The sequence below is a fragment of the Shinella sumterensis genome, assembly GCF_004514425.2.
Taxonomy (GTDB): Bacteria; Pseudomonadota; Alphaproteobacteria; order Rhizobiales; family Rhizobiaceae; genus Shinella; species Shinella sumterensis.
On record NZ_MYFN02000005.1, the window covers coordinates 181,821 to 201,798 of the forward strand.

A 19,978-nucleotide genomic window follows, 5' to 3' on the forward strand; every position below is an offset into this window, starting at 1 on the left:
AATGGCCCCGCACGAGGGCGGGACCATCGGATGTTTTCACCCGAACGAAGGTTAGGTGTTCATCGAGTCGAAGAAATCGCCGTTGTTCTTCGTCTGCTTCAGCTTGTCGATGAGGAACTCGATCGCATCGGTGGTGCCCATCGGCGCGAGGATGCGTCGCAGCACGAAGATCTTCTGAAGATCCTGGCGCGGGACGAGCAGGTCTTCCTTGCGGGTACCGGACTTGAGGATATCCATGGCCGGGAAGATACGCTTGTCTGCGACCTTGCGATCCAGCACGATTTCCGAGTTGCCGGTGCCCTTGAACTCTTCGAAGATGACTTCGTCCATGCGGCTGCCGGTATCGATCAGCGCCGTCGCGATGATCGTCAGCGAGCCGCCCTCCTCGATATTGCGCGCGGCGCCGAAGAAACGCTTCGGGCGCTGCAGGGCATTGGCATCCACACCGCCGGTCAGGACCTTGCCGGACGACGGGACGACCGTGTTGTAGGCGCGGCCGAGACGGGTGATCGAATCAAGCAGGATGACGACGTCACGGCCATGTTCGACGAGACGCTTGGCCTTCTCGATGACCATTTCCGCGACCTGGACGTGGCGCGTTGCCGGTTCGTCGAAGGTGGAGGAAACCACTTCGCCCTTCACCGAACGCTGCATGTCCGTCACTTCTTCCGGACGCTCGTCGATCAGAAGGACGATGAGGTAACATTCCGGATGGTTGGCGGTAATCGAATGGGCGATGTTCTGGAGCAGAACGGTCTTACCCGTGCGCGGCGGGGCGACGATCAGGCCGCGCTGGCCCTTGCCGAGCGGCGCAACGAGGTCGATGACGCGGGGAGAGAGGTCCTTGGACGTCGGGATGTCCAGTTCCATCTTGAAGCGCTCGTTCGGATAGAGCGGCGTCAGGTTGTCGAAATGAACCTTGTGGCGGATCTTCTCCGGGTCGTCGAAATTGATCGTGTTGACCTTGAGCAGGGCGAAGTAGCGCTCGCCTTCCTTGGGGCCGCGGATCGGCCCTTCCACCGTGTCGCCGGTCTTCAGCGAGAAGCGGCGGATCTGCGACGGCGAGATGTAGATATCGTCAGGGCCCGGCAGGTAGTTCGCATTGGCCGACCGCAGGAAGCCGAAACCGTCCTGCAGCACTTCCACGACGCCTTCGCCGATGATTTCCACATCCTGGGAGGCCAGCATCTTGAGGATGGCAAACATCAGTTCCTGCTTGCGCATCGTGCTCGCGTTCTCGACCTCGAGCGATTCGGCAAAGGCTAGGAGGTCGGTCGGAGTCTTGTTCTTGAGGTCTTGTAGCTTCATTTCGGCCATGAATGGTCCATGCTGCGGGTCATCGGGATGGAAAAAGGCGTGCGGGTCAAGGACGAACTGCGAGGGGAAGAATGCAGTTCACTGAACGAATACACATGCCACGAAAGATGAGATGCGCGGAAAATAGCGGTTCCGGCCCGTGCTCGCAAGGGGGCTTTGGAATTTCGTCCGATTTGTCGCGGCGGCTCACAAAGGTTTGACGACGACCATGATCACGATGAGGACCATCAGCAGCGCCGGCACCTCGTTCCACAGGCGCCATTGCCGGCCGGTCCTGCGGTTCCTGTCTTCGGCAAACGCCTTGACGGCGCGACCGTAGAATTCATGCACGCCGGTCAAAAGCACCACGAATGCGAGCTTGGCATGCAGCCAGCCGCCCTGGAAGCCGTAGACCGACCATGCGAGATAGAGACCGAGCAGCCAGGAAAGCGCCATTGCCGGCTGCATGATCGTGCCGAAAAGCCGCCGCTCCATCACCTTGAAGGTTTCCGATTGCGGGGAACCGGCAGGCGCATCCGTGTGATAGACGAACAGGCGCGGCAGGTAGAGCAGGCCCGCCATCCAGGAAATCACCGCCACGATGTGCAGCGCCTTGATCCAGAGATAGAGATCGTCGGGCGGAAAGAGCACCAGCAGGCCGGCCACGAGGACGAAGACGGTCAGGGCCGCGGCAGCACGAATCCGTGCGCGGCGTCCCGTATCGTCACCCGTCTGCCTGTCGGTCACCGGACGTCTCCCCGCACCCGCGCCACCAGCCGCGTCACGTTTTCCGGATCGGCCTGCGGCGTAATGCCGTGGCCGAGATTGAAGATCAACGGTCCGTTGCCGAGCGCCTGGAGAATGGCGTCGATGCCCTCGTCGAGCGCGTTTCCGCCGGCCACGACCCGCATCGGATCGAGATTGCCTTGCACGGGTCCCTCCTTCTGCAGTTCCGCCGCGAAGGAGAGCGGAACCGACCAGTCGAGGCCGATCGCGTCCGCACCGGTCTGCTGGCGATAGGTCTTCAGGAGCAGGCCCGCCCCCTTGGCAAAGGCGATGACCTTGGCCTGCGGCCGCCGCGCCTTGACCGACTGGATGATACGCCGCACCGGCCGGATGGCATAGTCGGCAAATTCCTTTTCGCCGAGAACGCCAGCCCAGGAATCGAAGATCTGAACGGCATCCGCTCCCGCATCGATCTGTGCGACCAGGTAATCGGCGGAGAGATCGGCAAGCAGATCGAGCAGACGCGCGAAGGCCTTCGGTTCGCGATAGGCAAACAGCCGCGCCGGCGCCTGGTCGGGCGTGCCGTGGCCAGCGATCATGTAGGTCGCAACGGTCCAGGGGGCGCCACAGAAGCCGAGCAGGGCGGTTTCCTCGGGCAGGGCCTGCCGGATGCGGCTCACCGCCTCTATGACCGGCGTGAGGTGCTGCTGCACACCGTCCGACTTCAGGGCGAAGATGCCGTCGGTATCGATCGGATCGAGACGCGGCCCATGGCCCTCTTCGAAGCGGACATTCCGATCGAGCGCATCGGGAATGACGAGGATGTCGGAAAACAGGATCGCCGCATCGAAGCCATAGCGGCGGATCGGCTGGAGCGTGACTTCCGTGGCCAGCTCTGGCGAATAACAGAGATCAAGGAAACTTCCAGCCGCTGCGCGCGTTGCACGGTATTCCGGCAGGTAACGGCCGGCCTGACGCATGAGCCACAGGGGAGGAGGGGAAATCGTCTTCCCATTCAGGACATCGACGATCTTCCGGCTTTTCACAGACACCTGAGGGGTTCTCCCAATCAAGAAATAATCTCTTTGAAGAGGTTTCTATTTCTTAGAGTCGGTGACTATCAAGGATTAAATCCCGTCCACACAAAGCCAGCGGTTGCGGTTGTGGCCGGGACAAAGCGATCTGAGAAAGCAGATTCTCGGCGCAAAACGCGGAAAAGCCGATTCACTCTTTGGAATCAAACGGATTGCCGAGGCCTCCAAAACCGCATGCCTGTGGACAGGCTGTGGGCAACAGCGACACTATGCCATGGCCGTGAGTCTTATCCACATGCCCTTTCGCGCCGTCTCCCGCCGATCGCCAATTGTGGACAAGTCGGCACTTATCCTCTTGCCTCCGCCGGCCGGCCGTTCTTAGCTCCGCTTTGTCCCGCGTCATCAACAGGGGGCGGAGGATAATGTGGACAGCACCAAGAACTACTTTCATTTGCACCTGATTTCGGACTCGACGGGCGAAACGCTGATCGCTGCCGGCCGCGCCGCCGCCGCGCAATTCCAGTCCTCCCAGGCGCTGGAGCACGTCTATCCGCTGATTCGCAATCGCAAGCAGCTCATGCCGGTGCTCGAGGCGATCGATGGCGCCCCCGGCATCGTGCTCTACACCGTCGTCGACCGCGAGCTTTCGGAAATCATCGACCAGCGCTGCCGGGAAATGGGCGTGCCCTGTGTCTCCGTGCTGGAGCCGGTGATCGATCTCTTCCAGTCCTATCTCGGCGCGCCGTCGCGCCGTCGCGTCGGGGCGCAGCATGTGATGAACGCGGATTATTTCGCGCGCATCGATGCGTTGAACTTCACCATGGACCATGACGACGGACAGCTACCGCTCGATCTGGAGGAGGCCGATGTCATTCTCATCGGTATCAGCCGCACATCGAAGACACCGACCAGCATCTATCTCGCCAACAGGGGCATCAAGACGGCGAATGTGCCGATCGTGCTCGGCGTGCCGCTGCCCGAGCGCCTGTCGGAGGCCAGGCGGCCGTTGATCGTCGGGCTGATCGCCACCACCGACCGGATCGCCCAGGTGCGGCAGAACCGGGTGCTCGGCCAGACCCAGGATTTTCGTGGTGACGACTATATCGACCGCGCGCAGATTTCCGAGGAACTGAAGTACGCCCGGGCCATCTGTGCCCGCAACAACTGGCCCGTCATCGATGTCACGCGCCGTTCGATCGAGGAAACGGCCGCCGCCATCGTTGCTCTTCGTCCCAAGCTTCGGTAACGCGGAGGGTAACGGGAGATTGCCATGACGCCGCCACTCATCCTTGCTTCGCAAAGCCCCTTTCGCCGCATGTTGATGGAGAATGCCGGCCTTGCCTTTACGGCCGAGGCCGCGACCATCGACGAGCGCGCCGCAGAAGCCGCGCTTGCTGCACGCAATCCGACGCCGCAGGCAATTGCCGAGGCGCTTGCCGTTGAAAAGGCGTGCGACGTGTCCGGCCGCAATCCCGGTGCGCTGGTGATCGGCTCGGACCAGACGCTTTCGCTGGAAGGCCGCGTGTTTCATAAGCCCGCCGACATGGGGGAAGCGAAGTCGCATCTCGCCGCCATGTCCGGCCGTACCCATTCGCTGAACTGCGGCGTCGCGCTTGTGCAGGACGGGACGGTGCTGTGGCGTCACGTGTCCGTCGCCCATCTCACGATGCGGCCGCTATCGTCCGATTTCATCGACCGCCATCTCGCGCGGGTCGGAACCCGTGTTCTGGCCAGCGTCGGCGCCTACCAGCTGGAGGGGGAGGGCGTGCAGCTCTTCGAGCGCATCGAGGGCGATTACTTCACGATCCTCGGCCTGCCGCTGCTTCCCTTGCTGGCTAAACTTCGCGATCTGGATGCCATTGATGCATGATTCACGTGAAACATTCCCCCGCCGCGCTTTCGTCACGGGCTATCCGGTCAAACATTCGCGATCGCCCTTGATCCACCGCCACTGGCTGGAAAAGCTTGGTCTCGCGGGAAACTATACGCGCCAGGAAGTCGAACCGACTGAGTTTGCCGGCTTCATATCAAGGCTCAAGAGCGGCGAATCCGGCTTCATTGGGGGGAATGTCACCATCCCGCACAAGGAGCTGGCCTTCCAGCTGGCCGACAGGCCGGATGCCCTGAGCGAGGAGCTCGGTGCGGCCAACACGCTCTGGCTCGACGAGGGAGAGCTTCACGCCACCAATACGGATGGCTACGGCTTCCTGGCCAATCTCGATGCGCTTGCGCCGGGCTGGGACAGGGCGGACCGAGCCGTGGTTCTGGGCGCCGGCGGTGCGAGCCGGGCGATCATCCAGGCGGTGCGCGATCGCGGCGTGGGGGAAATTCATGTGCTGAACCGCACCGTACCCCGCGCCCGTGAACTGGCCGACCGGTTCGGGCCGCGGGTTCATGCGCATGCCATGGATGCGCTGGCCGAGGTCTTGCGCGGGGCGGGGCTTTTCATCAACACCACGTCGCTCGGCATGGAAGGAGAGCCGGCGCCGGATTTCGATTTCTCGCCGCTGGCGCCCGGCGCGGTCGTGACGGATATCGTCTATGTGCCCCTCGTCACGCCGATCCTGCACCAGGCGCAGGAACAGGGTTTTGCGACGGTGGATGGCCTCGGCATGCTGCTGCACCAGGCGGTCCCGGGCTTCGAGAAATGGTTCGGCGTGCGCCCGCAGGTCGACGCGGCGCTGCGCGCCGTCGTGCTTGCCGACATGGATGCGCACTGATGATCGTGCTGGGATTGACCGGATCGATCGGCACGGGAAAGTCGACGACGGCTGCGATGTTCCGCGATCTGGATATCCCCGTGCATGACGCGGACGCGACCGTGCACGACCTCTATCGGGGGGAGGCGGTGCAGCCGGTGGCGGCGCGTTTTCCCGGCGCGCTGAAGGATGGCGTCATCGACCGCAAGGCGCTGTCGGCGCTCCTCGCCGAAGCGCCGGACGGATTTCGCGACCTGGAGACGATCATTCATCCGCTCGTGCGGGCGCGTGAGGCGGCGTTTCTCGCCAAGGAGCGGGAGAAGGGCGTACCTCTCGTTGTGCTCGATATCCCGCTGCTCTACGAAACCGGCGGCGAAGCGCGGGTGGACAAGGTGGTCGTCGTGACCTGCGATCCAGAGACGCAGCGTGCGCGTGTCCTTGCCCGCCCCGGCATGACCGAGGAGAAATTCCAACTAATCCTGTCGCGCCAGATGCCGGACGCGGAGAAGCGCCGGCGGGCCGATTTCATCATCGATACGGGCCGGGGGCTTGAAGCGGCGCGCAAACAGGTGGAAGAGGTGATTGCGGAACTCACATCCCCGATGTGAACCGCCTGCGCGCATGAGGCGCGGCCAGGACTATGAAAGGACGACGGACGGATGCGCGAGATCATCTTCGATACGGAAACCACCGGCCTCGACAACAAGCTCGACCGCATCATCGAAATCGGTGGCGTTGAGCTGGAGAACCATTTTCCGACCGGCCGCACGCTGCACATCTTCATCAATCCGGGCGATCGCAAGGTTCATCCGGATGCGCTTGCCGTGCACGGCATCACAGATGAGTTCCTGAAGGACAAGAGGCCGTTCGCCGAGGTGGCGGACGAGATCACTACCTTCTTCGCCGGCGCCCGCTGGGTGGCGCACAATGCCAATTTCGACATGGGCTTCATCAATGCCGAATTCGAGCGGCTCGGCATGCCGCCCATCTCCATGGAATATGTGACGGACACGCTGGCGCTGGCCCGTCGCAAGCACCCGATGGGTCCCAACTCGCTGGACGCGCTTTGCCGGCGCTACGGCATCGACAATTCGCACCGCACGAAGCACGGCGCGCTCCTCGACTCCGAACTTCTCGCCGAAGTCTATATCGAGATGATCGGTGGCCGGCAGGCGGCGCTCGGTCTCGGCACCGCCGAAAATGGCCGCAAGACCCTGGTCGAAGCGGACGACGAGGTCATCCAGCCGCTCGGCATACGGCCGAGGCCCCTTGCGCCCCGCCTTTCGCAGGAGGAGCGCGCCGCCCATGCCGCCATGGTGGAGAAGATGGGCGCGAAAGCCATCTGGGCCAGATACGGGGATTGAATCCGGCTTACGACCGATCAAAGAAAAACGCCCGGTCACGATGTGGCCGGGCGTTTTCGTGTGCGTGTGGTTCGGCCGCTTAGTTCGGCTGGACCTTTGCCTTGACCTGTTCTTCGGCCATGCGCTGGGCGAACATCTGCGCGAAATCGATGGGATCGATCATCAGCGGCGGGAAGCCGCCGTTGCGGGTGGCGTCGGAAATGATCTGGCGGGCGAAGGGGAAGAGCAGGCGCGGGCACTCGATGAAGAGAACCGGCAGCATGTGCTCCTGCGGGAAGCCCGTGATGCGGAACACGCCGCCGTAGGACAGCTCGGCGTTGAACAGCACCTTGTCGCCGTCCTTGGCTTCGGCGTTCAGCGAAAGCACGACGTCGAAATCGGATTCGGCCAGCGGGTTGGCGTTGACATTGACGCTGATATTGATCGCCGGGGCCTTGTCGCGGGCCTGGAGCGAGCGCGGCGCACCCGGATTTTCGAAGGAGAAGTCCTTCACATACTGCGCAAGGATGTTGAGCGAGGGGTTCGCGGCGTCGTTCTGGGTGGCTGCGTCAGTCATGGAAATATCCTCGGGGACTCTGGAAAGTCAGGCCATCTAGCATTTCGGCCATGGGCTTACAACCCTCGGCTCAGGGCCGGCCGTCGCGATGGAAGTCGTCCCGGTCGAGATCGATGGTGCGGTCCGGTCCGGTTTGCGGACGCGTTCCACCCTGCATGTTGCCGATATCCACCACAACCATGTTGCGCATCAGCCGGTTCCACAAAAAGGTCCGCACGGGCGGAAGAAACAGCGCCAGCCCGACGATATCGGTCAGGAAGCCGGGAATGATGAAGAGGATGCCGGCAATCAGGATCATCGCGGCGTCGAGCAGTTCCTTGCCGGGCGCGCGGCCCTGCCGGCCGGACTGGCGGATGCGGGCCAGCACGCCGAACCCCTGTATGCGCATCAGCACGATACCGGCCACGCCGGAGAGCACGACGAGTCCGAGCGTGGGCATCAGTCCGATCCGCCGTCCGACAAGGATGAAGCAGGCGATTTCCGCCAGCGGCAAGAGAAGAAAGAAGAACGCAAAGAGAAGTCTCAACATGGTCTCCAGTGTCGCATAGATTTCCGTCAGCCGATACCGCGCGCAGATGGCCGGCGCATTCACGTCATCGCCATTTGAATGATCCGCCGTTGCGGACTATATGGGGAAGATAACTAAAAACAGGAACCGGCAGCGGATCGATAATGGGCTCATTCGACTTTGTAACGATTTTCTTCCTCGTGGCTGCGGTGGTGATCTTTCTCCAGTTGCGCAGTGTGCTCGGCCGCCGCACCGGTAACGAGCGCCCGCCGTTCGATCCCTATTCCAAGCGGGAAGGTGTGGAGCCGGCTGATTCGGCCGATCGCGGCAAGGTCGTCACCTTGCCGCGGCGGGACCTCGATGAGGATGAAAACCCCTATGCCGCCATCGATGCCTATGCCGCGCCCGGCACGCCGCTCAACGAGCCGCTGCGGGCGCTCGCCAAGACCGACCCGTCCTTCGAGCCGAAGAAATTCATCGACGGCGCGCGCATGGCCTATGAGATGATCGTCGTCGCCTTCGCCGATGGCGACCGCAAGACGCTGAAGAATCTTCTCTCCCGCGAGGTTTATGAAGGCTTCGACGCCGCGATTTCCGAGCGCGAGAGCAAGGGCGAGGTCGTGCGGTCCTCGTTCGTCGGCATCGAGAAGGCCGATATCGTCGGCGCCGAGGTCAAGGACAGCGAGGCGAACATCACGTTGCGCATCGTCAGCCAGCTGATTTCCGCCACCTATGACAAGGAAGGCAAGCTGGTCGAGGGCGATGCGGACACGGTGGCCGAGGTCAACGACCTCTGGACCTTCGCCCGCGACACCCGCTCGCGCGATCCGAACTGGAAACTGATCGCCACCGAATCGGAAGGCTGAGCACGCGTCATGGACTACCGTCTGGTTCCGGCCCGGTTTTCCGCGATTCCCGGCTGGGACGAGGACGATCCGACACCGCTGATGGCGGCCATGCGCCGCTGTCGCGACCATATCCGCGACGTCAAGCCCTACAAGACAGGCTCGCTCGGCATCACCGCCGGCGAGCTTTTGTCCTTGCTGGATGCGGTGGTCGCCGAAGACCCGCAAGGCGCGGACGCCGTGCGCACCTTTTTCGAGGCCCACACCATTCCGTTCCTGATCGAGAAAGCCGATGGTGCGCCCGGCTTCGTCACCGCGTTCTACGAGCCGGAAGTGGCCGTGCGTGCCGAGCCGGATGCGGAATATCGCTATCCGTTCTATCGCCGGCCGGACGACCTGGTGGATATCGACGACGACAATCGGCCGGCGGGTTTTCCGGCTGGCTACGCCTTCGGCCTTCAGACCGGGGGCGGCATCGTCGAGCATCCGGATCGCGGCGAAATCGAGCGCGGTTTTCTTGCGGGGCGCGGGCTGGAAATCGCCTATGCCCGGTCGAAGGTCGACGTGTTCTTCGCGCATGTGCAGGGCGCGGCTCGGCTCGTCTACCCCGATGGCACGCTCAAGCGCATCACCTATGCCGGCAAGTCTGGCCATCCCTTCTCGCCGATCGGCAAGCTCCTGATCGACCGTGGGGAGATCGATGCGGCAACCGTCTCGATGGCCTCGATCCGCAACTGGCTCGCCCGCCATGAGGACCAGGTCGATGCCGTCTTGTGGCACAACCGCTCCTTCATCTTCTTCAAGGAGGCCGTAGTCGACGATATCGAACTCGGGCCGATAGCCGCCGCCAAGGTGCCGCTGGTCGCCGGACGCTCGCTTGCGGTCGACCGCATGATCCATACTTTCGGCCTGCCCTTCTTCATCTCGAGCGACAGCCTCACCCATATGGACGGCGGCAAGCCGTTCCGGCGGCTGATGCTGGCGCTGGACACCGGCACGGCCATCGTCGGGCCGGCGCGCGGCGATATTTTCACCGGATCGGGCGACGCGGCGGGCGCGCTGGCGGGCCATGTCCGCAACCTCGCGACCTTCCATATTCTCCTCCCCCGGGCGGCAGCGGAGCGCTACCTGCATGCCGAAGGATAAGAACCTTTCCAGCGAGGATCGCATTCTGTGGGGCAAGGTGGCGCGCAGCACGCGCGCCATGCCGGGCAAGCTTGACGCGCTGAGCGAATTCGAGGCGGCCTTCATCGAGACCGCCGGGGAACAGCCGGTCCCCGCACCGAAAAAGGCCAAGGCGGAGAAGCCGGCCGGCGAAGGCATCGCGCTCAGCGCCGGCCGCGGCAAGGAGACGAGGCACCATCCGCTTGAGCTTCCCGTCAAGCGCAAGATCGCCAAGGGCCGCCTGGCGCTGGAGGCGCGCATCGACCTGCACGGCATGGTCCAGAGCGAGGCGCACGGCTTTCTGCTCGGCTTCCTTATCCGCGCCCACGAGCGCGGCATGCGCCATGTGCTCGTCATCACCGGCAAGGGCACGTCGCTCGGCAGCGACGGCGCGCTGAAGCGGGCGGTGCCGCTCTGGTTCTCCCTGCCGGAATTTCGGCCGCTCATCTCGTCCTACGAGCCGGCCGCGCGCAATCACGGCGGCGAGGGCGCGCTCTATGTCCGGCTCGCCCGCCAGCCGGGGGAAAAGCGATGACCACGCCCTTCGGCAAGGCCGTGCGCCACCTGCGCGACCGCAAGGGCGTCTCGCAGAAGGAGATGGCGGCGGCCCTTGGCGTGAGCCCGGCCTACCTCTCGGCGCTGGAGCATGGCAAGCGCGGCACGCCGAGTTTCGATTTCCTCCAGCGCGTCGCCGGTTACTTCAACGTCATCTGGGACGAGGCGGAAGAACTGTTCCGTATCGCCCAGATTTCCGACCCCCGCGTGGTGGTGGATACATCGGGTCTTCCGCCGGAATACACCGCCTTTGCCAACCGGCTTTCTGCCGAGATCCGCAATCTGCCACCCGCGACCGTCCGCCGTCTGGCGGGTATTCTCGAAAAAGCGTGCAATTCCCGGGTAAAACCCTGAAGATACCCTGAATTCTGCCGGTTTTCGGTGCTCTCCGATTTGGAACTTGGGTCCAAAATCCCTATATTCAGGGACTTGGAAAGCGGTGATTCGCCGCGCCTCCCGCGTTTCGCGAAACCTCTGGAAAGACGTTTGTATGACTGACACACCCGAGACCGAAAACGGCCCGGCCGAGTATGGCGCAGATTCGATCAAGGTTCTGAAGGGGCTTGACGCGGTGCGCAAGCGCCCCGGCATGTATATCGGCGACACCGATGACGGCTCGGGCCTGCACCACATGGTCTACGAAGTCGTCGACAACGCGATCGACGAGGCGCTGGCGGGACACGCGGATATCGTGACGGTCACGCTCAATCCGGATGGTTCCGTCACGGTGACGGACAACGGCCGCGGCATCCCGACCGACATCCACAAGGAAGAGGGCGTGTCGGCGGCCGAGGTCATCATGACCCAGCTCCATGCCGGCGGCAAATTCGACCAGAACTCCTACAAGGTTTCGGGCGGCCTGCACGGCGTGGGCGTGTCTGTGGTGAACGCGCTCTCCGTCAAGCTCAAGCTCAAGATCCGCCGCAGCGGCAAGATCCACGAAATGTCCTTCACCCACGGCGTCGCGGACGGCCCGCTGGCCGTAACGGGTGATGCCGGCAACGAGACCGGCACGGAAGTCACCTTCCTGCCCTCGACCGAGACATTCTCCAATATCGAATTCGTCTATTCGACGCTGGAACACCGCCTGCGCGAGCTCGCCTTCCTCAATTCCGGCGTGCGCATCCTCCTGACCGATCGCCGGCATTCGGATATCAAGCAGGACGAGCTGATGTACGAAGGCGGCCTCGAAGCCTTCGTGACCTTCCTCGACCGGGCGAAGAAACCGCTGGTCGACAAGCCGATCTCCATCCGCGGCGAGAAGGACGGCATTACCGTCGAAGTCGCCATGTGGTGGAACGACAGCTACCACGAGAACGTGCTCTGCTTCACCAACAACATTCCCCAGCGCGATGGCGGCACGCATATGGCGGGCTTCCGCGGCGCGCTGACGCGTCAGGTCGTCTCCTATGCCGAAAGCTCCGGCATCATGAAGAAGGAAAAGGTCACGCTGACCGGCGACGACTGCCGCGAAGGCCTGACCGCCGTTCTCTCGGTGAAGGTGCCCGATCCGAAATTCTCCTCGCAGACCAAGGACAAGCTGGTGTCGTCGGAGGTTCGTCCCGTCGTGGAAAGCCTCGTCAACGAGGCGCTCAGCACTTGGATGGAAGAGCATCCGGCCGATGCCAAGACGCTGATCGGCAAGGTCGTCGAGGCCGCTGCCGCCCGCGAGGCCGCCCGCAAGGCGCGCGAACTGACGCGCCGCAAGGGCGCGCTCGACATCTCCTCGCTGCCCGGCAAGCTCGCCGACTGCTCTGAGCGCGATCCCGCCAAGTCGGAAGTCTTCCTCGTCGAGGGCGATTCGGCCGGCGGCTCGGCCAAGCAGGGCCGCTCGCGCGAGAACCAGGCCATTCTTCCCTTGCGCGGGAAAATCCTCAACGTGGAGCGCGCGCGCTTCGACAAGATGCTCTCCAGCCAGGAGATCGGCACGCTGATCACCGCGCTCGGCACGTCGATCGGCAAGGACGAGTTCAACGCCGACAAGCTGCGCTACCACAAGATCATCATCATGACGGACGCCGACGTGGACGGCGCCCATATCCGCACCCTGCTGCTCACCTTCTTCTTCCGCCAGATGCCGGAGCTGATCGAGCGCGGCCATCTCTATATCGCGCAACCGCCGCTCTATAAGGTGTCGCGCGGCAAATCGAGCCAGTACCTGAAAAACGAAAAGGCGCTGGAAGACTACCTGATCGGCACCGGCCTCGATGATGCGGCGCTGGAGCTTTCGACGGGTGAAGTGCGCGTCGGGCGCGATATCATGGAGCTCATCCAGGATGCGCTGCGCCTGCGCACGCTGCTTGAAGGCCTGCATTCGCGCTACAACCGTGATCTCATCGAGCAGGCCGCCATTGCCGGCGCGCTGAACCTCGAAACCAGCCACGACCGCGATGCCTATGCCGTCATGGCAACGGAAGTCGCCCGCCGCCTCGATATCATCGCCGAGGAGACAGAGCGTGGCTGGGAGGGCTCCGTCGCAACCGATGGCGGCCTGCGGTTCGAGCGCATGGTGCGCGGCGTCAAGGAATTCGCCCATCTCGACATGGCCCTGATCGGCTCTGCCGATGCGCGCCATATCGATCAGCTCTCCGCGCGCCTGAAGGAAACTTACGCGGTGCCGCCGGTGCTGCGCCGCAAGGATGGCCAGACGGAGATCACCGGTCCGCGCGCCCTTCTGGACGCCGTCTTCGCCGCCGGCCGCAAGGGCCTGTCCATGCAGCGTTACAAGGGCCTAGGTGAAATGAACGCCGAACAGCTGTGGGAAACGACGCTCGATCCGAACGTCCGCTCGCTGTTGCAGGTCAAGGTCAACGACGCCACCGACGCCGACGGCCTGTTTGCCCGCCTGATGGGCGACGAGGTGGAGCCGCGGCGCGATTTCATCCAGGAAAACGCGCTGAGCGTCGCCAACCTGGATATCTGATGACAAAGAGCCGCCCGCGGGGCGGCTCTTTCATATCGGGCTCAGGCGGAGAACTTGCCTTCGGAAATGAAGGCCGTGACGGGTTTGCGCGTGCTCGGCACTTCGCGCTGCATCAGGTCTTCCGGCAGCGTCTCCTTCGGTGCGATCTTGCCGATGGCAAGCGCTGCTTCCACCCGGAAATTGTCGGGAATGCCCAAAACCTCTTTCAGGGCCTCCCGGTCGACACCGCCCATCGCATGGGCATAGTAGCCGGCGCGCGTCGCTTCCAGTGCCAGATAGGCCCAGGCCGCGCCGGTATCGAAGGCATGGGTAAAGGCCGGGCGCAACTCGCCTTCGGCATTGGGAATATGGGTCTGCGACACGATGGCGACGAGCACCGAGGCCTTGTCTGCCCAGCGGCGGTTGCCCTCGAAAAGCGTGTTGAAGATCGTGTCGAAGGCTTCCGTGCCGCGGTGGCCGTAGACGAAATGCCACGGTTGGCTGTTCGCGGCCGACGGCGCCCAGCGGGCGGCTTCGAACAGCGACAGCAGCGTCTCCTGCGGCATGGCTTCGCCGGTAAAGGCGCGGGGCGACCAGCGGTCGAGAAAGATCGGATCGATGGTGTGGTCGGCCTTGCGGCCGGTCGGATGGGTCATTGCGAACCTCGAATGTCAGACTGTGCGTTGCAACATTAGACCCGCGCCCGGCCGCTGCGAAGCGCCAAAATTGCATGTCTGTCGCATTGTCGAAGGGGTGGCTGACGCCCTATAACACTGGTCGAAGACCGGATGGCATCGTGACATGGGAGAATTACCGATGAGCCTGAAAGACCCGAGCCTGCTGCGCCAGGCAGCCCTTGTCGGCACACGCTGGATCGAAGCGAATGGGAGCGGCATCGCGGTGAAGAACCCGGCGACGGGTGAGCTGGTCGGCTATGTCCCGAAGCTCGGTGCTGCGGAGACGAAGGAGGCCATCGACGCGGCCGCGGCAGCCCAGAAGGGCTGGGCGGCGCGCACCGCCAAGGAACGCTCTGCGGTGCTGCGCAAGTGGTTCGACCTGATGATCGAGAACAAGGACGATCTCGGGCGCATCCTCACCCTGGAACAGGGCAAGCCGCTGGCGGAAGCCACCGGCGAGATCGTCTATGGCGCAAGCTTCATCGAGTGGTTCGCCGAGGAAGCCCGCCGTCTCTATGGCGATATCGTGCCCGGCCACCAGAAGGACAAGCGCATCCTCGTGATGAAGCAGCCGATCGGCGTGGTCGCGGCCATCACGCCGTGGAACTTCCCCAATGCGATGATCACCCGCAAGGCCGGCCCGGCCTTCGCCGCCGGCTGCGCCATGGTGCTGAAGCCGGCCTCGCAGACGCCGTTCTCGGCCATTGCGATTGCCGTGCTGGCCGAGCGCGCCGGCCTGCCCGCCGGCCTGTTCTCCGTCGTCACGGGCTCGGCCCGCGAGATCGGTGCGGAACTGACCGCCAATCCGACCGTGCGCAAGCTCACCTTCACCGGCTCGACGGAAATCGGCGCCGAGCTCTATAAGCAGTGCGCGCCGACCATCAAGAAGCTCGGCCTGGAACTTGGCGGCAATGCCCCCTTCATCGTCTTCGACGATGCCGATCTGGATGCGGCCGTCGAGGGCGCGATGATCGCCAAGTTCCGCAACAACGGCCAGACCTGCGTCTGCGCGAACCGCCTCTACGTGCAGGACGGCGTCTATGATGCCTTCTCCGAAAAGCTCGCGGCCGCCGTCGGCAAGCTGAAGACCGGCAACGGCTTCGACGAGGGCGTGATCCTCGGGCCGCTGATCGACGAGGCCGCGCTGGAGAAGGTCGAGGAGCATGTGGCCGATGCCGTCAGGAAGGGCGGCAAGGTCATCCAGGGCGGCAAGCGCCATGAACTGGGCGGCACCTTCTATGAAGCAACGGTCATTGCCGGCGTTACGCCCGATATGGCGGTGGCGCGCGAGGAGACCTTCGGTCCGGTCGCACCGCTCTTCCGCTTCAAGGACGAGGACGATGTGATCGTGCAGGCCAACGATACGGAGTTCGGCCTTGCCTCCTATTTCTATGCCAAGGACCTGTCGCGGGTGTTCCGCGTGGCCGAAGCGCTGGAATACGGCATGGTGGGCGTCAATACCGGCCTCATCTCGACGGCCGAAGCGCCCTTCGGCGGCGTAAAACTCTCCGGCCTCGGCCGCGAGGGCTCGCGCTACGGCATCGAGGAGTTCACTGAAATCAAATATGTCTGCCTCGGCGGTATCGGCTGAGATCAGGCAAGGGTTTGATGTTTCCGGCCGGCGCTTGCCGGCCGGTTTGCGTTTGAAGAAGGGAAAGACCGTGTCCGCTCCGAAAAACACCTTCAAGGCCGCGCTGCGCGAAGGCCGGTTCCAGCTGGGGCTCTGGGCAGCGCTCGGCAACGCCTATGCGGCCGAAATCCTTGCGACCAGCGGCTATGACTGGCTGCTGATCGACGGCGAGCATGGCCCCAACGACGTGCCCTTGATGGGCGCCCAGCTCGGCGCGCTGCGCCATACGCCGACGCATGCCATGGTTCGCCCGCCGATGGGTGAGGCCTGGCTTCTCAAGCAGCTGCTCGATCAGGGCGCCCAGACCTTCCTCATTCCCATGGTCGAATCCGCCGAACAGGCCAGGGCGCTGGTGCGGGCGCTGCGCTATCCGCCGCACGGCATCCGCGGTGTCGGCGCGGGCCTTGGCCGGGCGAGCGATTTCAACCGCGTGGCGGATTACGTGACCACCGCCAATGACGAGATCTGCCTCATCGTGCAGGTGGAAAACCGTGCAGGCCTCGCCGCCATCGACGAGATCGCGACGGTCGAGGGTGTCGACGGCGTCTTCATCGGCCCGTCCGACCTCGCCGCCGACATGGGCCATCTGGGCAATCCCGGCGCGCCGGAGGTGCTGGCCGCGATCACCCATGCCTTTAGCCGGATCAAGGCCCATGGCAAGGCCCGCGGCATCATGACCGTCTCGCTGCCGCAGGCTGCGGTCTATCGCGATCTCGGCGCGGATTTCATGGCGATCGGCACCGACGTCAACTGCCTTGTCGCGGCCGTGGGCGACCTGCGTCGCCAGTTTCTCGGCGAAGCCGCTCCGGCGGCGCGCGGCGGCGGTTACTGACCGCAGGCGATGGCCGCCAGTCCCGGCATCGGGACGGACGGGCTCCAGGCCAGGAAATCGCCGATGCGGCGGGCACGCTTTTCCGCATGATGGTTCGCGATATCGCGCAGGCGGTGCGCCAGAAACGGATTGTCGAAGCGCTCCAGCGTTGCCGCAACATAGGCCTCGGCCTCTGCGCCAAGGCCGTGCGCGGCAAAACCGGGAACGACTTCGTCGCGATAGAGTGAGAGAAGCCGTGCGCGAACAGCGGGATCGGCCAGAATGGCCTTCACCGTCTCGTCGGCCGGCCGGCTCTCCCGCATCCAGATATCCGCCAGAACGGTATGGCCGAGATTGAGGATGTGCAGCTTGAGCTTTTCAAAAGGCATGAGGTCGTCGACCAGCACCATGTCGGGATGGCGGCAGGGCAGGGTGAGGCCCGGCTGCGCCTCGATCGCCCAGAGCGCATAGGGTTCGGCGATTGCGCCCGCCGGCTCGAGCGGTTCGGAAACGATCCGGTCGACCAGCGTATTGGCCCAGATGACGGTGTTCGCCAGCCAATCCCGGAAAGCGGAATCCGGGTAAAGATCGGCCTGGAGTTCCAGCACGATCCGCTTCAGCACGTCGCCGTTCCGCGACACCAGCTCGCAGGGCAGGATGGTGAGCGGCCGGCCGTTCGCCGAAAAGCGCGCCTGGAGAAGGGCCAGCAGCTTGCCGGGAAAGGACGCGGGAACCGCATCGCGCAGATCGTCGGCCTCGACCCGATAGCCGGTATCGCCGGTATTGGAGATGATCACGGCGGCTTCGTCACGGAACACCTGGCGCACCGCGTCCCAGTCGCTTGCCGTCGAAAGCGCGCGGGCGATGCTTTCGACCTGCTGCCGCCGTTCGATGTCGCGGCCGTCCTTGCGGCCACGGATGACGACGGGATAGCCGCCCGGAGCCGCAAGTGCGGTGAGCCGGCCGGCGCGTTCCGCCGCGCCCGTGGTCTGCACCACCGTGATGCGGCCGAGCGCGCCGCCGCTTCTCAGGGCCTCGTCGACGAAGAGGTCGGCATGCGCCTGGAGGAAGCGGCTGGTTCCGAATTGCAGGATCGGCGTGGCCATGGCGGCTCCGTCAGTTGATGGACTGAAGCAGGGTTTCGCGGGCGGATTTCAGGTGTTGGCGGCAGGCCAGCTCGATCTCGATCGGGTCGCGCGAGCGCAAGGCCGCGATATAGGCCAGGTGTTCCTCCAGCGCGCGGGCATTGCGTTGGCGCGCATTCGTCTTGTTCCACTGGTAGTGATAGTGGAAGACGATGGCGATCACGTCGTAGAAATCGACGATGAAACGGTTGCGCGAGGCGCGGTGCACCAGAAGATGGAAACGCTCGTCAAGCTCGGAGAAATCCAGGTAACGATTGTCAATGTCGGCCAGGATGTCACGGTGCACGGCCTCGATGGCGTCCAGCTCCTGCCAGGCCGCGTGATCCTTCGGCAGATGCGCGAAGGCCGCCGCCGACCGCAGCTCGAAGATCTCGCGCACCTCCGTGAGTTCGAGCGCGAATTCCCGGGTAAAGCCTTTCAGCACCCAATGGCTGTTGGGCCGCTTCTCGATCAGGCCGAAGCGGCTGAAGCGGATCAGGAATTCGCGCACACCCGTCGTGCCGATGCCGATCTCGCGGGCAAGTTCCAGTTCGTTGATCTGCATGCCGGGCTGGGCGCCGCCATCGAGAATCCGGCGCATGAAGCTGCGCTCGATGATCTCGGAAAGCGAATCCGTCTCTTCCGTCGGAAAGTAGTCGGCCGCCACGGGCTTGCGGAGCACGATCTTGCGCCGCTTGTCCCAGGCCAAGAGGCCCACTTCCTCCAGCCGCCCGAGCACCGCGCGGACGGTGGTGCGGCTCACACCGAGCGTGGCGCCCAGTTCCGGTTCCGAAGGCAGGCTCGCCGTCTGTTCCAGAAGCTTGAGGCAGCGGTTGAAGGCGTCCTTGAAGACGGTGTTCTGCTTGGCCATGAATGCTGCCGTTCGTTGTGTCCTGCGCCCCTTAGCGGCTGAGCGGGCGAATGGCCAGATGTCCTGGCGGGGTGCGCGCCGTCCTGTTGCGTTGGGACTTCATATTACCCATTGACGACGATCTGTCTATTGTCGATAAAAGACAAATAGCCGGCGGGAGGACGCCGCCCGGGAGGATCCATGAAGACACGCACCATCGCGCGCACCGGCCTTGCCGTCACCGAATTCAGTTTCGGCACGGCAGCGCTTGGGGGCCTGTACCGGGCCTGCCCGCGCGATGCGGCAATGGCGACGCTCGAAGCGGCGTGGGACGAGGGCATCCGCTATTTCGATACCGCGCCCTGGTACGGTTTCGGCCTGGCGGAGCGCCGCACCGGCGATTTCCTGCGCGACAAGCCGTCGGGAAGCTATGTGCTGTCCAGCAAGGTCGGCCGCATCATGGTTCCCGTCGCCGACGACAAGGTGCCGGACTACGGCTATGTCGATCCGCTGCCCTTCGATGTGCGCTACGACTACAGCTATGACGGCATCATGCGCTCGGTGGAACTCAGCCATGCACGCCTTGGCCTCAACCGCATCGATATCCTCTATGTGCACGATATCGGGGTCTATACGCACGGTGCCGAACGCAACGCCTTCCATCTGCGCCAGCTGCTCGATTCCGGCCTGAAGGCGCTGTCGGAACTGAAGGCGTCGGGCGCGATCAAGGCCTATGGGCTCGGCGTGAACGAGGTGCCGGTCTGCCTCGATGTCATGCGCCACGCCGATCTCGACTGCATCCTGCTCGCCGGACGCTACACACTGCTGGACCGCACGGCCGAGAGCGCGCTCCTGCCGCTCTGCGCGGCGCGGGGAACGTCGCTGGTGGTGGGCGGGGTGTTCAATTCCGGCATTCTCGCGACCGGGCCGGTCGAAGGCGCGCATTTCGATTACATGCCGGCAACATCGGACGTCGCCGCCAAGGTCGGCGCGATGGTGGAGGTCGCGGAGAGGAACAGTGTGCCGCTCGCCGCGCCGGCGCTGCGGTTCCCGCTGGAAAACCCGTCCGTCGCCTCCATCCTCATCGGCACTGCGCGGCCCGAGAGCCTGCGCCGGAACATGCAGCTGGCGCGCGCGCCGCTGCCCCAAAACATTTACCCGGCTTTCGAGCCGTATACGCTGGTCGCGCCCGAACTCGGGCAAGAGGCCGTGCGGCAATAGCGTGGAAGGTCGAAAC

General features: G+C 64.0%; 21 protein-coding genes. 13 read left to right on the plus strand and 8 right to left on the minus strand.

The window, feature by feature from the left end; all coding sequences use genetic code 11:
- Positions 1-51: 51 nt before the first annotated feature.
- The 3 genes from rho to hemE form a co-directional block, all read right to left on the minus strand.
- A complete protein-coding gene (rho, locus tag B5M41_RS12215) occupies positions 52-1,317 on the minus strand; it encodes a transcription termination factor Rho (protein ID WP_134648524.1) in 1,266 nt (421 codons plus the stop codon).
- Between the two features lie 186 nt (positions 1,318-1,503).
- Entirely contained in the window at positions 1,504-2,043 is a 540-nt protein-coding gene (hemJ, locus tag B5M41_RS12220) for a protoporphyrinogen oxidase HemJ (protein ID WP_134648526.1), read from the minus strand.
- A complete protein-coding gene (gene hemE / locus B5M41_RS12225; RefSeq protein ID WP_268998334.1) occupies positions 2,040-3,002 on the minus strand; it encodes a uroporphyrinogen decarboxylase in 963 nt (320 codons plus the stop codon). The genes hemJ and hemE overlap by 4 nt, the downstream gene beginning before the upstream one ends.
- A 478-nt stretch (positions 3,003-3,480) precedes the next feature.
- Here hemE and B5M41_RS12230 point away from each other — a divergent pair, with 478 nt between their 5' ends.
- The 5 genes from B5M41_RS12230 to dnaQ are packed head-to-tail and all read left to right on the plus strand — an operon-like array spanning position 3,481 to position 7,119.
- A complete protein-coding gene (locus B5M41_RS12230) occupies positions 3,481-4,302 on the plus strand; it encodes a pyruvate, water dikinase regulatory protein (protein ID WP_134648530.1) in 822 nt (273 codons plus the stop codon).
- Positions 4,303-4,326: 24 nt separating this feature from the next.
- Positions 4,327-4,926: a Maf-like protein gene (locus tag B5M41_RS12235; protein ID WP_134648532.1), complete on the plus strand. Its 600-nt coding sequence runs from the start codon at positions 4,327-4,329 to the stop codon at positions 4,924-4,926.
- Positions 4,919-5,776: a shikimate dehydrogenase gene (locus B5M41_RS12240; protein WP_134648534.1), complete on the plus strand. Its 858-nt coding sequence runs from the start codon at positions 4,919-4,921 to the stop codon at positions 5,774-5,776. The genes B5M41_RS12235 and B5M41_RS12240 overlap by 8 nt, the downstream gene beginning before the upstream one ends.
- Positions 5,776-6,363, plus strand: coding sequence for a dephospho-CoA kinase (gene coaE / locus B5M41_RS12245; RefSeq protein ID WP_134648536.1), 588 nt, complete (start codon positions 5,776-5,778; stop codon positions 6,361-6,363). Before B5M41_RS12240 ends, coaE begins: the two co-directional genes overlap by 1 nt.
- Before the next feature lie 51 nt (positions 6,364-6,414).
- Positions 6,415-7,119 (plus strand): DNA polymerase III subunit epsilon, encoded by a 705-nt coding sequence (gene dnaQ, locus B5M41_RS12250; protein WP_134648538.1) that lies wholly within the window; start codon positions 6,415-6,417, stop codon positions 7,117-7,119.
- A 79-nt stretch (positions 7,120-7,198) separates the two neighbouring features.
- On the opposite strand, the gene secB is transcribed toward dnaQ, so the two are convergent.
- Together secB and B5M41_RS12260 are read right to left on the minus strand one after the other, a co-directional pair.
- On the minus strand, positions 7,199-7,675 hold the full coding sequence (gene secB / locus B5M41_RS12255) for a protein-export chaperone SecB (RefSeq protein ID WP_134648540.1): 477 nt from the start codon (positions 7,673-7,675) through the stop codon (positions 7,199-7,201).
- Positions 7,676-7,745: 70 nt separating this feature from the next.
- Positions 7,746-8,267, minus strand: coding sequence for an FxsA family protein (locus B5M41_RS12260; RefSeq protein WP_230640066.1), 522 nt, complete (start codon positions 8,265-8,267; stop codon positions 7,746-7,748).
- Between the two features lie 80 nt (positions 8,268-8,347).
- Between B5M41_RS12260 and B5M41_RS12265 the strand changes: the two genes are divergently transcribed.
- The 5 genes from B5M41_RS12265 to gyrB all read left to right on the plus strand — a co-directional run bounded on the left by B5M41_RS12265 (position 8,348) and on the right by gyrB (position 13,670).
- Positions 8,348-9,049: a Tim44/TimA family putative adaptor protein gene (locus B5M41_RS12265; RefSeq protein ID WP_134648542.1), complete on the plus strand. Its 702-nt coding sequence runs from the start codon at positions 8,348-8,350 to the stop codon at positions 9,047-9,049.
- 9 nt (positions 9,050-9,058) lie between these two features.
- A complete protein-coding gene (gene mltA, locus B5M41_RS12270) occupies positions 9,059-10,174 on the plus strand; it encodes a murein transglycosylase A (protein ID WP_134648544.1) in 1,116 nt (371 codons plus the stop codon).
- Entirely contained in the window at positions 10,161-10,727 is a 567-nt protein-coding gene (locus B5M41_RS12275) for a Smr/MutS family protein (RefSeq protein ID WP_134648546.1), read from the plus strand. Before mltA ends, B5M41_RS12275 begins: the two co-directional genes overlap by 14 nt.
- Positions 10,724-11,101 carry a helix-turn-helix domain-containing protein gene (locus B5M41_RS12280; RefSeq protein WP_134648548.1) on the plus strand — a complete coding sequence of 126 codons (378 nt, stop codon included), beginning with the start codon at positions 10,724-10,726 and terminating at the stop codon, positions 11,099-11,101. The genes B5M41_RS12275 and B5M41_RS12280 overlap by 4 nt, the downstream gene beginning before the upstream one ends.
- A gap of 136 nt (positions 11,102-11,237) precedes the next feature.
- Positions 11,238-13,670 carry a DNA topoisomerase (ATP-hydrolyzing) subunit B gene (gene gyrB / locus B5M41_RS12285; protein WP_134648550.1) on the plus strand — a complete coding sequence of 811 codons (2,433 nt, stop codon included), beginning with the start codon at positions 11,238-11,240 and terminating at the stop codon, positions 13,668-13,670.
- A gap of 41 nt (positions 13,671-13,711) precedes the next feature.
- Here gyrB and B5M41_RS12290 read toward each other — a convergent pair whose 3' ends face one another.
- On the minus strand, positions 13,712-14,305 hold the full coding sequence (locus B5M41_RS12290) for a nitroreductase family protein (protein WP_134648552.1): 594 nt from the start codon (positions 14,303-14,305) through the stop codon (positions 13,712-13,714).
- A 160-nt stretch (positions 14,306-14,465) separates the two neighbouring features.
- Here B5M41_RS12290 and gabD point away from each other — a divergent pair, with 160 nt between their 5' ends.
- Both gabD and B5M41_RS12300 read left to right on the plus strand, forming a co-directional pair.
- Positions 14,466-15,917, plus strand: a complete 1,452-nt coding sequence (gene gabD, locus B5M41_RS12295; protein ID WP_134648554.1) for an NADP-dependent succinate-semialdehyde dehydrogenase — start codon at positions 14,466-14,468, stop codon at positions 15,915-15,917.
- Positions 15,918-15,987: 70 nt separating this feature from the next.
- Complete coding sequence (locus B5M41_RS12300; RefSeq protein WP_134648556.1) at positions 15,988-16,788, plus strand: aldolase/citrate lyase family protein; 801 nt, start codon at positions 15,988-15,990, stop codon at positions 16,786-16,788.
- On the opposite strand, the gene B5M41_RS12305 is transcribed toward B5M41_RS12300, so the two are convergent.
- Both B5M41_RS12305 and B5M41_RS12310 read right to left on the minus strand, forming a co-directional pair.
- Positions 16,782-17,873 (minus strand): mannitol dehydrogenase family protein, encoded by a 1,092-nt coding sequence (locus B5M41_RS12305; protein ID WP_134648558.1) that lies wholly within the window; start codon positions 17,871-17,873, stop codon positions 16,782-16,784. The genes B5M41_RS12300 and B5M41_RS12305 overlap by 7 nt on opposite strands.
- Positions 17,874-17,883: 10 nt before the next feature.
- Positions 17,884-18,762, minus strand: coding sequence for a GntR family transcriptional regulator (locus tag B5M41_RS12310; protein ID WP_134648560.1), 879 nt, complete (start codon positions 18,760-18,762; stop codon positions 17,884-17,886).
- A 180-nt stretch (positions 18,763-18,942) separates the two neighbouring features.
- On the opposite strand from B5M41_RS12310, the gene B5M41_RS12315 reads away from it, so the two are divergent.
- Complete coding sequence (locus tag B5M41_RS12315; RefSeq protein ID WP_134648562.1) at positions 18,943-19,962, plus strand: aldo/keto reductase; 1,020 nt, start codon at positions 18,943-18,945, stop codon at positions 19,960-19,962.
- The last annotated feature ends 16 nt before the right edge of the window (positions 19,963-19,978 follow it).